Raw genomic sequence first — 13,018 nt, 5'->3', positions numbered from 1 at the left:
TCCAGCTTAGCCAAGGCCGGGGCGCCCGGTTGACCGTGGCGCCGCCCCCGGCCTCAGGCCTTCGCCGCGGGCTGGGCCCGGAGGCTCTCCCGGGCCACCAGCCAGCCGGCTGCTGCGGCGACCAAGATGCCGCCGGTGACGCCGAAAGCCCAACCGTAGCCCAGACGGTCCGCCAGCAGCCCGGCGAACACGGGACCGATGATGGCGCCGCTGTCCGCGGTCATCTGGAACACGGCGAGGACGCGGCCGCTCGAACGTTCATTGCCGATCACATCGGCAATGGCCGCCTGCTGGGCGGGGCCGAGCAGGCCGGAGCCGATGCCCGCGACGGCGGACGCCACGAGGAACCAGGGCAGCTGCTCGGTGAAGCCGATGGCGGCCGTGGCGGTGCCGGTGACGAGCAGGCCAGCCAGCATCAGGGGTTTCCGGCCCAGGTTGTCGGCGAGCCGGCCGGAAAACGTCAGTGCCGCCGCGTTTCCTGCCGCGAACACGGCCAGCGCCCAGCCGGCGGCCTCCGGTCCCGCCCCTAGTGCCGCGACGGCGAACAAGGGCACGGTGGCCATCCGCACGCCGAAGGTGGCCCAGCCGTTCGCGAAGCTGGAGACCAGGGCGGCGCGGTAGGCGCTGTCCCGCAGGGCTTCCCGGAGTTCCATCGCCGGGGCCACCCCGCCCTCCGGCCGGGACGCGGCCGGAACATGGCTGAGCTGGGTCTGCACCACGAGGGCCGCCAGGACCAGCGCTGCCGCGTACGCGAGGAACGGGACGCGGAGACCAAAGCCGGCGAGAAGGCCACCCACAATCGGGCCGCAGACGTTTCCGATCAGGAAAGCCGAGGCATAGGCGCCGGAGACACGGCCGCGGCTTTCCGGTGGCGCCAGCCGGATCACGAGGGCCATCGATGCCACCGTGAACATCACCGAACCCGCACCGCCGAGGCCGCGGAAGACCAGCAGCTGCCAGTAGTCCTGGGCGAAGGCGCAGGCCGCGGTGGAGGCCGCCACAATGAGCAGACCGGCCACATACACCGGCCGTTCGCCCAGCCGCACAATCAGTGCCCCGCCGGCCGGGGCGAACACGAGCCGCATGAACGCGAAGATGCTCACAATCACGGCGGCGGCCGTCGCGCCGACGTCGAACGTGGTGGCGAACTGCGGAAGGACCGGCGCCACCAGCCCGAAGCCGAGCGCAATCAGGAAGGCGGCAACCAACATCACCTTGATGTCCCGGGGGAGCCGGGCGCGGCCCGATGGGCGGCCGGCGGCCTGGGACCGGGTTTCACCGGCGGGGCGGGGGGTCTTGCTCATGATGCTGTGGTCCTCGATCACGGAACGCGGAAGGCGGAACTAAAGGCGTGAAACATAACCGTAACAAGGCGGAGACGCACCATTTACTTCCGGGAGGTTCTTGTAACAACCCGGCAATGTAAATCCTCTGCCGGTGAAACACTGCCCGGCAAAACTCTTCTTAGAACGCAAAACGCGTTGGGGCAGGCGGAGCAATCCGCAGGAACAAACCTTAGATCGCATCCAAGCAAGGAGGACGTGCACCATGGAACTTACCGCAGGTCACGTATGGCTGATGGTGGCGGCGGCACTCGTGCTGTTCATGACACCAGGACTCGCATTTTTCTACGGCGGCATGACGCGCGCCAAGGCTGCACTGAACATGATGATGATGAGCTTCATCTCCATCGGCATGGTCGGTGTCGTGTGGGTGCTCTGGGGCGCCTCGATGAGCTCCGGCGAGGGCTTCCTCCAGATGGTAGGGAACCCGTTCGCCACCTTCGGGCTGGAGGGCGTCACCACCCCTGACGGACTCATCAAGGTCGGCTACGCAGCCACCTTCGCCATCATCACCGTGGCACTGATCAGCGGAGCAATCGCGGACCGCGCAAAGTTCGGCGCGTGGACGGTCTTCGTGCCGGTCTGGGTCACGCTGGTCTACTGCCCGCTGGCCTACATGGTCTGGGGCGGCGGGCTGTTCGGCCCGGAAGGCGCCATCGGCAAGGCCCTGGGCCCCGCGATTGACTTCGCCGGCGGTACGGTGGTGCACATCAACGCCGGCGTCGCCGCACTGATCCTCGTGCTGATCATCGGCAACCGCAAGGGCTTCGGGAAGGACCCGAACCACCGCCCGCACAACATCCCGTTCGTGATGCTCGGCGCTGCCATCCTCTGGTTCGGCTGGTTCGGCTTCAACGGCGGCGCAGCCACGACGGCGGAGCAGGGCGGCCTGATCTGGGTCAACACCCTGGCGGCCCCCGCCGCGGCCATGCTCGGCTGGCTCGTCACGGAGCGCATCCGCGACGGACACCCGACCTCGCTCGGTGCAGCTTCCGGTGTGGTTGCTGGCCTCGTGGCGATCACCCCGGCCTGCGCCAACGTCAGCCCGGTCGGTGCACTGTGCCTCGGCGTCGTGGCCGGTGTGGCCTCCGCGCTCGCCGTCGGACTCAAGTTCCGCTGGGGCTTTGACGACTCGCTCGACGTCGTCGGCGTCCACCTGGTCTCGGGCATCATCGGCACCGTCGCGCTGGGCTTCATCGCGCTCCCCGTCGAGGGCGTCGGCGGCGGCCTCTTCTACGGCGGCGGCTTCACCCAGCTGTGGGCCCAGCTCGCAGTGGCCGGCACGGCCATCGCCTACTCGGCAGTCCTGACCACCGTGATCGCCCTGGCCATCCACAAGACGATGGGCTTCCGGGTTTCCCAGGAACAGGAAGTGGTGGGCGTGGACCTCAGCCTGCACGCAGAGACGGCCTACGAATTCGGTGTCGGCGGCCACGGCGGAAGCTTCCAGCCGCTGCATGAACTGATCACCGGCAAGCCGCAGGGCGAAGCCGGGATCCCGGAAGAAACAGCCGCCGCGGCCGCCGCCCCGGCGGACCCGGCGTCCAATGGCAAGAAGACCGCAGCAGGCAAGGAAAGTGTGGGGGCATGAAACTGATCACAGCAATCGTCCGGCCGGAAAAGCTCGATGCAATCCGGGAAGGCCTTGAGGCCTACGGGGTGCAGGGCCTCACGGTCAGCGCGGCCAGCGGCTACGGCCGGCAGCGCGGCTACACCGAGGTGTACCGCGGAGCCGAATACAACGTGGACCTGCTGCCCAAGATCCGGGTAGAGGTCCTGGCCACGGACGAACAGGCGGACGACATCCTGGATGTCATCATCGCCAGTTCGAACACCGGCCGGGCCGGGGACGGCAAGGTCTGGACGATGGATGTGTTTGAGGCCGTGCGGGTCCGCACCGGGGAACGCGGATCGGCCGCCATCTAGCTCTAGCGCCGCCATCTAGCAGAGCGTCACCAGCAAAAGCGGGCCGGCTGCCTGAAGAGGTAGCCGGCCCGCTTTTCTGTGCCCGGGTATTTTATGGCTTACGTGGGCCAGCCCTCCGGACCGGATGTCCCGGCGGCGTACTCCTCCAGCGGGACACTTCCCCGGGCCCACGACTTCAGGACGGGGTCGACCATCCGCCAGCAGTCCTCCGCGGTGTCGGCACGGACGGACAGCAGGGGATCGCCGGCGAGGACGCCTTCCAGGACTTCGCCGTAGGGGAGCAGCTCGGAGGCGCTCAGCTCGGCCGCAAGGGTGACGCGGTCCAGGGCGAGGACGTTGCCGGGGCCGTTCACATCGACGTCGAACTGCAGCGTGTCCGGGCCGAATCCGATCCGCAGCTGGTTGGGGGAGTCCACCCCGGTGAACCCTTGCGGCAGGTGCGGCACGGGCCGGAAGGTGACCACGGCTTCCTTGCGCTTGTCGCCCAGGGCCTTGCCCGAGCGGAGGATGAACGGCACGCCCTGCCAGCGCCAGTTGTCGATCTCCACCTGGACCTCGGCGAGGGTTTCGGTGCCCCGGGCGGGGCCCACGCCGTGCTCCTTGGCGTAGTCCGGGACCTTGCGGCCGCCGGTGGTGCCTGCCGTGTACCGGGCGCGGCGTGTGCTCTTGGCATAAGGTGCCTTGATGCTGCTGGCGCGCAGTACGGTGGCCACCGCGTCCCGGAGATCCCGCTCGTCCACGGACGCCGGAGGCTCGATCGCCATCAGGGCCATGATCTGGAGCAGGTGGCTCTGGATCATGTCGCGGAGGGCGCCGGCGCCGTCGTAATAGCGCGCACGCCCTTCCAGTGCGAGGTCCTCGTCGAAGATGATTTCCACTTTTTCGATGTGCTGCCGGTTCCAGACGGGTTCCAGGAACGTGTTCGCGAAGCGCAGGCCCAGGATGTTCAGCACCGTCGCCTTGCCCAGGAAGTGGTCCACCCGGTGGATGTGGTCCTCCGGGACCAGGGTGGCCAGGATCTTGTTCAGGTGGCGGGCAGAGTCCTCATCGGAGCCGAACGGTTTCTCCATCACCAGCCGGGTTCCGGGCGGCACCTGCTCCGGCGTCAGGGCCTCGCAGGCCAGCTGGCTGATCCGCGGCGGCAGGGCGAAGTACACGGCCACGGGACCCTTGAGCTGCGCCAGCAGCCCGGCGAGCTGCCCTTCGGCGGTGACGTCCAGCTGGTGGTAGCTGGTGGTTTCGCGGATCCGCTTCAGTTCCCGCCTGCCGTGGGCCTCGGCCTGGGAATTGGCGTCGGCAAAGGACTCCTCGACGCGGTCCAGCCACTGTTCCGGCGTCCACGGATCGGAGCCTGCACCCACGAGCGTCAGGCCCTCGGCATGCCCGCGGGCCACCAGCCGGGCCAGCCCCGGCAGCAGCAGCCTTCCGGTCAGGTCGCCCGAGGCGCCGAGGATGAGCAGGGTTTTCACGGTTGTTTGGCTGGTCACCTAAGCCAGCATGCCATCTTGGAGGCGCGTCTTGGTACCCTAGATAGTCGAGTCCCGTTGTCGAGGCGGTTCGTTCAGGCGAACATCAGTCGCGACGCTGGCGTGCCGGACCGGCCGCCATCCGTAGATCCACTGAAAGAAGTGCACGGCGCGTGTTCAATTCACTCTCTGACCGGTTGACAGCAACCTTCAAGAACCTCCGTGGCAAAGGCCGCCTGACCGAGGCGGACGTTGACGGCACGGTCCGCGAGATCCGGCGTGCCCTGCTGGACGCCGACGTTGCCGTGCCCGTGGTCCGCGAATTCACCGGCCGCGTGCGCGAGCGTGCCCTCGGCGCCGAGGTCAACGCCGCGCTGAATCCGGGCCAGCAGATCGTGAAGATCGTCAACGAGGAACTCGTCGAGATCCTCGGCGGCGAAACCCGCCGGATCCGCCTCGCCAAGACCGGCCCCACCGTCATCATGCTCGCCGGCCTCCAGGGTGCCGGCAAGACCACCCTCGCCGGCAAGCTCGCCAAGTACCTCAAGGCCCAGGGCCACAGCCCCATGCTGGTCGCCTCCGACCTGCAGCGCCCCAACGCCGTCAACCAGCTCCAGATCGTCGGCCAGCGCGCTGGCGTGCCGGTGTTTGCCCCGCACCCGGGCGCCACCTCCACCGAGCTCGATCACCCCGCCGGCGACCCGGTCGCCGTCGCCCGCGCCGGCGTCGAGGAAGCCCGCCGCACCTTGCACGACGTCGTGATCGTGGACACCGCCGGCCGGACCGGCGTCGACGCGGACATGATGGAACAGGCGCGCCAGATCCGCCGGGCCATCGTCCCGAATGAAGTCCTGTTCGTGATCGACTCGATGATCGGCCAGGACGCCGTCAACACGGCCTTGGCCTTCGACGAAGGCGTCAACTTCACCGGCATCGTGCTCTCCAAGCTCGACGGCGACGCCCGCGGCGGTGCCGCGCTCTCCGTCGCGTCCGTAACCGGCAAGCCCGTCATGTTCGCGTCCACCGGCGAAGGCCTGGACGACTTCGAGCTCTTCCACCCGGACCGGATGGCCTCGCGTATCCTCGACCTCGGTGACGTGCTCACCCTGATCGAGCAGGCCGAGCAGAACTGGGACAAGGACGAGGCCGCCCGGATGGCGAAGAAGTTCGCCGACCAGGAAGACTTCACCCTGGACGACTTCCTCGCCCAGATGCAGCAGATCCGCAACATGGGCTCCATGAAGAAAATGCTCATGATGATGCCCGGCGCGCAGAACATCCGGCAGCAGCTCGAGCAGTTCGATGAACGGGAGATCGACCGCGTCGAGGCGATCGTCCGGTCCATGACCCCTCACGAACGGGTTGCGCCCAAGATCATCAATGGCTCCCGCCGCGCCCGTATTGCCCGTGGTTCCGGTGTGCACGTCTCCGAGGTGAACGGCCTGCTGGAGCGCTTTGCCCAGGCGCAGAAGATGATGAAGAAGATGGCTGCCGGCGGCGGCATGCCCGGAATGCCCGGTATGCCGGGCATGGGCGGCGGCGGCGGTGCCCGCAAGGGTGCCAAGAACGCGCCCAAGAAAAAGGCCCGCTCCGGGAACCCGGCCAAGGCCGCGCAGGAACTCCGCGAGGCCGAGGCCCGGCGTGCCGCCGGACCCAAGCCACTGCCCACCGGGGCATCCTTCGGCCAGCAGGGTGAGGATTTCGATCCCTCCCAGCTGAACCTGCCCAAGGGCTTCGATAAGTTCCTCGGCGGCAGCAAGTAACGGCATTAAGTAGCCGACCAGGCAAACCAGACGCCGGGACCGTTATGTCGCCGGGGCTGATTGCCGGGCCGGTGCCATAGGGTTGGATCATGTTCAAGCAGCGGGTAGTTTTCGTCCACGGGGCCGGCAGCTTCGGCGCCGCGGCGTGGCCGAAACAGCACGGGATGGCGCTGGGCTACGACGCGCTGTTCCTGCGCCGGCACGGCTTCGACGCCGTCGCGGAACCCCTTGAATCGGACTTCGCCGCGGACGCCGTCATTGTGCTGCGGGCCTTGGCCGACGACGGCCGCGGCGAGTCGGGCGGCCACGTCGTGGCGCATTCGCAGGGCGCCATAGCGGCGATGATGGCCGCCGTCGAGCGCCCCGACCTGGTGCAGTCCCTGACCCTGGTTGAACCGGCCTGCCTCTCGCTGACGGCGGAACTGCCCGCGACGGCGGCGCACCGGGCCCTGATGCAGCCGCTCTTCGATGTGCGGCACCACCTCAGCGATGACGACTTCCGGCGCGAGTTCATCCGCCGGGCGTTCGCCGCCCACAGCCCCGGCGCCGGAACGGCCGAAGTCCCGGGACCCGAAGAGCAGCGTGAAGCCCGCAGGCTGCGGCTGCAGGCACCGCCCTGGGAAGCCCCGCTGCAGATCGTCCCCGGCGTCCCCACCCTGGTGCTGACCGGTGGCTGGGAGCCGCTCTACGAGGAAATCGCCGGCTACCTCCGCGAGACCGGCGCCCTGCACCGCATTGCGGCGGGCGGGCACCGGCCCCAGGATTCAGCAGAGGGTGACCGGGTCATCCGGGCCTTCATCGCCGACGTCGGCCGGAGCCAGCACGCCCACGCCTCTTGAGCCCGCTGGCCCAACTGGGTCGCAGTTAATGTCGTTATGGGCGCCCAAAACGACGTTAACTGCGACCTAGTTGGGCGGGTCCGCTAGCGCTGAGCGGGAAGCTGCGGCTCAGGCAGGTAGACCTTGCCGCCCGAGGCCAGGAACTCGCTGCTCTTCGCACGCATTCCCGCCGCCATGTCGGCGAGTGCGGCCTGTGAATCCGCGGAGCCGTACTCGTCCCGGATGTCCTGGCTGATGCGCATGGAGCAGAACTTGGGCCCGCACATCGAGCAGAAGTGGGCCGTCTTGGCCGGCTCCGCGGGGAGCGTCTCATCGTGGAAGGCCTCGGCCGTGACCGGGTCCAGCGACAGCGCGAACTGGTCCCGCCAGCGGAACTCAAACCGGGCCTTGGACAGGGCGTCGTCGCGTTCGTGCGCTCCGGGATGGCCCTTGGCGAGGTCGGCGGCATGGGCGGCGATCTTGTAGGTGATCACGCCGGTCTTCACATCGTCCTTGTTGGGCAGTCCGAGGTGTTCCTTGGGTGTGACGTAGCAGAGCATCGCGGTGCCGTAGCGGGCAATCTCCGTGGCGCCGATCGCCGAGGTGATGTGGTCATACCCGGGCGCAATATCCGTGACCAGCGGCCCGAGCGTGTAGAACGGGGCGCCGTCGCACAGCTCCTGCTGGCGTTCCACATTTTCACGGACCAGGTGGAAGGGGATGTGCCCCGGGCCTTCGACCATGACCTGCACGTCGTATTTCCACGCCCGCTTGGTAAGTTCGGCCAGGGTGTCCAGTTCGGCGAACTGGGCGGCGTCGTTGGCGTCCGCCGTCGACCCTGGCCGCAGACCGTCACCGAGGGAGAACGCGACGTCGTACTTGGCGAAAATTTCGCACAGCTCGTCAAAGTGCGTATACAGGAAGTTTTCCTCGTGGTGGGCCAGGCACCAGCCTGCCATGATCGCTCCGCCGCGGGACACGATCCCGGTGACCCGGTTGGCGGTCAACGGCACATAGCGCAGCAGCACACCGGCGTGGACGGTCATGTAGTCCACGCCTTGCTCACACTGCTCGATCACCGTGTCCCGGTAGATCTCCCAGGTCAGGTCATTGGCCTCGCCGTTGACCTTCTCCAGCGCCTGGTAGATCGGCACCGTCCCGATCGGGACGGGGGAGTTGCGGATGATCCATTCACGGGTGGTGTGGATGTCATCCCCGGTGGAAAGGTCCATCACCGTGTCCGCGCCCCACTGGGCGGCCCACTGCAGCTTGTCCACTTCCTCGGCGATGGAGCTGGTGACCGCCGAGTTGCCGATGTTGGCGTTGATCTTCACGAGGAAGGCCTTGCCGATGATCATGGGCTCGGATTCGGGGTGGTTGATGCTGTTGGGAATGATGGCGCGGCCTGCGGCCACTTCGCTGCGGACCAGCTCCACATCGCAGTTCTCCCGCACAGCCACGAACCGCATCTCAGGCGTGATGTGCCCCTGGCGGGCGTAGTGCATCTGGGTGACCGTCTTGCCGTCGACGGCGCGGCGGGGCACCGGCTGTGCACCCTTCCACTCAGCAGACGCGGCGCCCCTGCGCACCGCGGACTTGCCGTCGTCGAGCAGGTTTCGTTCCCGGCCGCCGTAGGGCTCGGTATCGCCCCGGGATTCTATCCATTCGGACCGGAACGGCTCCAGGCCGACCACTGGATCGCTTCCGGGGCCGGCCGTCCGGTATATCGTGAACGGCGGATTCTTCACCCCGCCGGGGGAATCCTCCAGGGCAATTTCGGTCACCGGAACGCGGATGCCGTGTTCCTCGTCCGTGGTGAAAGCCAAAGAATGGGACTTCAGCGACTGTGTTTCCTGGACAGTCTCATATTTGGCAGGGATCAACTGTGTTTCTTGCGTATTCACGGGAATACTCACTTCCTTCGCCGGCATTACCCGGACAGGTTCAACGGTCGCAGGCTGCATCAGCCCGATCTCAGCCCCTGCAAGGGCACCCGTGTGGTCGTAGACGAAGCTACCACAGGTGTTGACGGGGACCGGAGTTGGCGGCCCCCCGCGCCCACGAAGCGCAACTCGGACTGGACCACCTGGGCCGGCGGATCGCCATGAGGATTAGGCTTTAAGCCATGACCAGCATCATCGAGTTCAGCGGCCCCATCCTCACCGGGCCGGACCGGGAACACCACGGCCTGTGGTCCGTCGACGGTCTGCTGACTTTCCGCCGGCCCGCCGACACGCCGGACCTCGTGCTGGACGGGTGGGTCATCCCCGGGCTGGTCGACGCGCACTGCCACATCGGTCTCGGCCCCGGCGGGGATGTCGCGGAACAGATGGCGGAGGCGCAGGCCATCACCGACCGAGACGCCGGCGCCCTGCTGGTGCGCGATGCCGGCGCCGTGCACGACACCCGCTGGCTGCAGCGGCGTGCCGACGTGCCACGCATCATCCGCTCCGGCCGGCACATCGCGAGGACACGGCGCTACCTGCACGGCTTCGCCGTCGAAGTCGAGCCGGAGGGTCTGGTGGAGGCCGTACGCAAGCAGGCCCGCGCCGGCGACGGCTGGGTCAAGCTCGTGGGGGACTGGATTGACCGCGACGCCGGCGACCTCGCCCCGGGCTTCCCGGTCCGGGAGCTCAAGGACGCCGTGCAGGCCGCCCATGATGAAGGCGCCCGGGTGACGGCGCACTGCTTCGCCGAGGACACCCTGGATGACATGCTCGACGCCGGGATCGACTGCATCGAACACGGCACCGGCCTGCTTCCGCGGCACCTGCCTCGTTTCGTCGAACAGGGCGTGCCGATCGTCCCCACCCTCATCAACATCGCGACGTTCCCGGCCATCGCGGAGCGGGCGGACACAAAGTTCCCCCGCTACGCCGCGCACATGCGCTCACTCTGGGAACGCCGCGGCGAACGCATCCTGGAGGCCTTCGAAGCAGGGGTGGCCATCTATGCCGGCACGGACGCCGGCAGCGTCATCAAGCACGGGCGGATCGTTGACGAGATCCAGGCCCTGCACGATGCCGGTCTTCCGGCCCGGGCAGCCCTCGACGCGGGTGCCTGGGCCGCCCGCGCCTGGCTGGGTGCCGACGCGATCAGCGAAGGTGCCAGCGCCGATGTCCTGGTCTGCGCCGACGATCCGCGGAGCCGTCTGGACACGCTGCGGCAGCTGAAACACATCGTGCTGCGCGGAGAGCCGGTCCGCCAGGGACAAACCAGGCCATTAGGAATAAATTGAAGCTTCAAGTAATTTACTCTATGTAAGGTCATCGAGGGTCGGTGGCCGCTGAAGCACCGGAGCGATCAAATGACTGCAGAAGCCAGCACCCAGGATCTTCTTCCCGCCGCACTCACCATGGGCACCGTGATGCTCAAGGTCGGCGATATGAAGCTCATGACGGACTACTACCAGCGCGCCCTCGGCCTCGACATCGTGGCCGAGCAGGACGGCGGGCTCTACCTTGGACGCCGGCAGAAGCCGCTGGTCCACCTCGCCCCGGCGCCCGGACTCAGCCTCCCCTCGCGCGGTGAGGCCGGCCTCTTCCACACCGCCCTGCTGTTCGACGACCAGCCGTCCCTCGCCGCCACCGTGGCCAGCGCCGCCCAGTTCGAGCCGCAGTCCTTCACCGGCAGTGCGGACCACCTCGTGAGCGAGGCCTTCTACTTCAACGATCCCGAGGGCAACGGCATCGAGCTGTACTGGGACCGTCCGCGCGAGGCGTGGTCCTGGGAGGGCAAGAACGTTGTGATGGACAGCCTGGCCCTGCCGCCGCAGCGCTACCTCGAACAGTTCCTCACCGAGGAGTCCGTCAGTGGACAGCATGAGGCGGAGGCCGGCATCGGGCATGTCCATCTGCAGGTGGGTGACGTGCACTCCGCGCAGGAGTTCTACGTCGGGACCCTCGGCTTCGAGAAGACGGCAGGCTGGCACGGCCAGGCGCTGTTCGTGTCCGCGGGCGGCTACCACCACCACATGGCGATGAACGTCTGGAACAGCCGCGGCGCCGGCCCCCGCCGGGACACCCTCGGCCTGGGCGAGGTGCTGATCGAAGTACCGTCAGGCGACGACGTCGGAGCCCTCGCCGACCGTCTCAAGACCGCCGGCGTCCCCTCGCACCACACGGGAGCCGAACTGCGCTTCGACGACCCGTGGCGGAACCGCATCCGCGTCGCCGTGCGCTGACGGCACGCTGGGTGCGGCGCCGACGGTGCGCTGCGGCGCTGACAGCACGCCGGCTGCGGCGCTGGCCGGCACGCCGTCCGGACCGCGCGGCTGGGCTAGGCTGGAGCCGGACTTTCCGCCGCGCGATCAGCGCCGAGCCACTAAGGATCACCCATGGGATTCACCGAAATCTTTGTCTCCACCCACGATGAAGCCCTCAAGCGCGCAGCTGCGCTCGAGGGCGGCGGAGCCCCGGCCCCCGGGGCCCTCCGGATCCCGGACATCAGCGACTTCGAAGTCGAACGCCTCGGCGATCTGGCCGGGACGGCCGTGCACTCCGCCGGCGCCGACTACGAGCTCGCCATGGTGGACGTGGCCAGCGACTCCCTGCTGGGCGTCCCGCCGGCCATGGTCAGGGCGCTCGCCGATCTGCTCAGCTATGAGACCGAGGGGGAGGGCGACGTCCTGGCGGAGGTGGCCCTCAGCTGGGCCGCCGAGGAGGACATGCCCTTCGGTGCGGACCAGGCCGCCGGTTATGTCCGCCAGCTGGCGGAACTGGCTGCCGGCGTCGATCCCGCCACCCGGTCCGGGCTCTACGTCTGGACCCGCTGACGCCGCAGGCCGGAACCGCCTGGCCCGGTGATTTGTCTGCAGATTTGCCCTCTTATTTGCACTGTTATTTTCCCGCAGTGAGAGTGTCAAGTCGAAATCCGTGCGTTGATCTGGCACAATGAACAGGTACTCGATCTGCGTGGCCCCTCTCTCCGCGTCCGGATCTTGTCCTTTTAGAACCCCCTAGTACGGCCCGCCCCACGGGTGCAGAACGCCGGGCTCGACCCCGTTTCAGAAACAGGAGTGACCACAAAAGTGGCCGTAAAGATTCGCCTTAAGCGCTTCGGTAAGATGCGCGCACCGTACTACCGCATCGTCGTCATGGACGCACGCTCCAAGCGTGATGGCCGTGCCATCGAAGAGATCGGCAAGTACCACCCGACCGAAGAGCCCTCGTACATCGAGGTCGACACGGACCGTGCCCAGTACTGGCTCGGCGTCGGCGCACAGCCGTCCGAGCAGGTTGCCGCGATCCTCAAGATCACCGGTGACTGGCAGAAGTTCAAGGGCCTCCCGGGCCAGGAGGGCACCTTGAAGACCAAGGCTCCCAAGGCTGCCTTCGTTACCCCGGAAAAGGGTTCCGTGATCATCCCGGAAGCCATCACCAAGAAGGCCAAGAAGGACGACGCAGCCGAGGCCCCCGCCGACGCCGCAGCAGAGACCACTGAGGCTTAGTACATTGCTGGCAGAAGCGCTCGAACACCTCGTCCGCGGGATCGTTGACAGCCCTGAGGATGTCAAGGTCAGTGCGAAGAACAACCGCCGCGGGGACACCCTCGAAGTGCGTGTTCATCAGGACGACCTCGGACGGGTGATCGGCCGGCAGGGCCGCACCGCACGCGCACTGCGCACTGTGGTTGCAGCGCTGGCGGATGGCGAACCGGTCAGGGTCGACGTCGTCGACACCGACCGCCGCCGGTAACGCTTT

The 13,018-nt window shown here is 67.6% G+C and carries 12 protein-coding genes and 1 riboswitch; of the genes, 9 read left to right on the top strand and 3 right to left on the bottom strand.

All coding sequences use genetic code 11. The annotated features are described in order from the left end of the window. Nucleotides 1-53: 53 nt before the first annotated feature. On the bottom strand, nucleotides 54-1,304 hold the full coding sequence (locus ACQCSU_RS03965; protein ID WP_426978387.1) for an MFS transporter: 1,251 nt from the start codon (nucleotides 1,302-1,304) through the stop codon (nucleotides 54-56). A 244-nt stretch (nucleotides 1,305-1,548) separates the two neighbouring features. Between ACQCSU_RS03965 and ACQCSU_RS03960 the strand changes: the two genes are divergently transcribed. Together ACQCSU_RS03960 and ACQCSU_RS03955 are read left to right on the top strand one after the other, a co-directional pair. Beyond that, complete coding sequence (locus tag ACQCSU_RS03960) at nucleotides 1,549-2,934, top strand: ammonium transporter (RefSeq protein WP_426978386.1); 1,386 nt, start codon at nucleotides 1,549-1,551, stop codon at nucleotides 2,932-2,934. Further along, nucleotides 2,931-3,269: a P-II family nitrogen regulator gene (locus tag ACQCSU_RS03955; RefSeq protein WP_264354265.1), complete on the top strand. Its 339-nt coding sequence runs from the start codon at nucleotides 2,931-2,933 to the stop codon at nucleotides 3,267-3,269. Before ACQCSU_RS03960 ends, ACQCSU_RS03955 begins: the two co-directional genes overlap by 4 nt. 98 nt (nucleotides 3,270-3,367) lie before the next feature. On the opposite strand, the gene ACQCSU_RS03950 is transcribed toward ACQCSU_RS03955, so the two are convergent. Next, a complete protein-coding gene (locus ACQCSU_RS03950; protein ID WP_426978385.1) occupies nucleotides 3,368-4,756 on the bottom strand; it encodes a glucose-6-phosphate dehydrogenase in 1,389 nt (462 codons plus the stop codon). Nucleotides 4,757-4,908: 152 nt separating this feature from the next. Here ACQCSU_RS03950 and ffh point away from each other — a divergent pair, with 152 nt between their 5' ends. Beyond that, complete coding sequence (gene ffh, locus ACQCSU_RS03945; RefSeq protein WP_426978384.1) at nucleotides 4,909-6,498, top strand: signal recognition particle protein; 1,590 nt, start codon at nucleotides 4,909-4,911, stop codon at nucleotides 6,496-6,498. 89 nt (nucleotides 6,499-6,587) lie between these two features. Then, entirely contained in the window at nucleotides 6,588-7,337 is a 750-nt protein-coding gene (locus ACQCSU_RS03940) for an alpha/beta fold hydrolase (protein ID WP_426978383.1), read from the top strand. Between the two features lie 83 nt (nucleotides 7,338-7,420). On the opposite strand, the gene thiC is transcribed toward ACQCSU_RS03940, so the two are convergent. Beyond that, on the bottom strand, nucleotides 7,421-9,220 hold the full coding sequence (gene thiC / locus ACQCSU_RS03935) for a phosphomethylpyrimidine synthase ThiC (RefSeq protein ID WP_426978382.1): 1,800 nt from the start codon (nucleotides 9,218-9,220) through the stop codon (nucleotides 7,421-7,423). Next, nucleotides 9,216-9,323, bottom strand: a riboswitch (TPP riboswitch). (Overlaps the previous gene by 5 nt.) A 118-nt stretch (nucleotides 9,324-9,441) precedes the next feature. Between thiC and ACQCSU_RS03930 the strand changes: the two genes are divergently transcribed. The 5 genes from ACQCSU_RS03930 (at nucleotide 9,442) to ACQCSU_RS03910 (ending at nucleotide 13,012) form a co-directional block, all read left to right on the top strand. After that, on the top strand, nucleotides 9,442-10,554 hold the full coding sequence (locus tag ACQCSU_RS03930) for an amidohydrolase family protein (protein WP_426978381.1): 1,113 nt from the start codon (nucleotides 9,442-9,444) through the stop codon (nucleotides 10,552-10,554). Between the two features lie 69 nt (nucleotides 10,555-10,623). Beyond that, entirely contained in the window at nucleotides 10,624-11,499 is an 876-nt protein-coding gene (locus tag ACQCSU_RS03925; protein ID WP_426978380.1) for a VOC family protein, read from the top strand. A 153-nt stretch (nucleotides 11,500-11,652) separates the two neighbouring features. Continuing rightward, nucleotides 11,653-12,090: a hypothetical protein gene (locus ACQCSU_RS03920; protein ID WP_426978379.1), complete on the top strand. Its 438-nt coding sequence runs from the start codon at nucleotides 11,653-11,655 to the stop codon at nucleotides 12,088-12,090. A gap of 255 nt (nucleotides 12,091-12,345) precedes the next feature. Beyond that, nucleotides 12,346-12,765, top strand: coding sequence for a 30S ribosomal protein S16 (gene rpsP, locus ACQCSU_RS03915; RefSeq protein ID WP_426979706.1), 420 nt, complete (start codon nucleotides 12,346-12,348; stop codon nucleotides 12,763-12,765). Between the two features lie 4 nt (nucleotides 12,766-12,769). After that, a complete protein-coding gene (locus ACQCSU_RS03910) occupies nucleotides 12,770-13,012 on the top strand; it encodes an RNA-binding protein (RefSeq protein WP_056426755.1) in 243 nt (80 codons plus the stop codon). Nucleotides 13,013-13,018 lie beyond the last annotated feature (6 nt).

Origin of the sequence: Pseudarthrobacter sp. O4 (genome assembly GCF_050157025.1) — a bacterium.
Lineage (GTDB): Bacteria > Actinomycetota > Actinomycetes > Actinomycetales > Micrococcaceae > Arthrobacter.
Note: the sequence above shows the minus strand (reverse complement) of the source record. Positions and strands in the feature narration are given on the sequence as shown.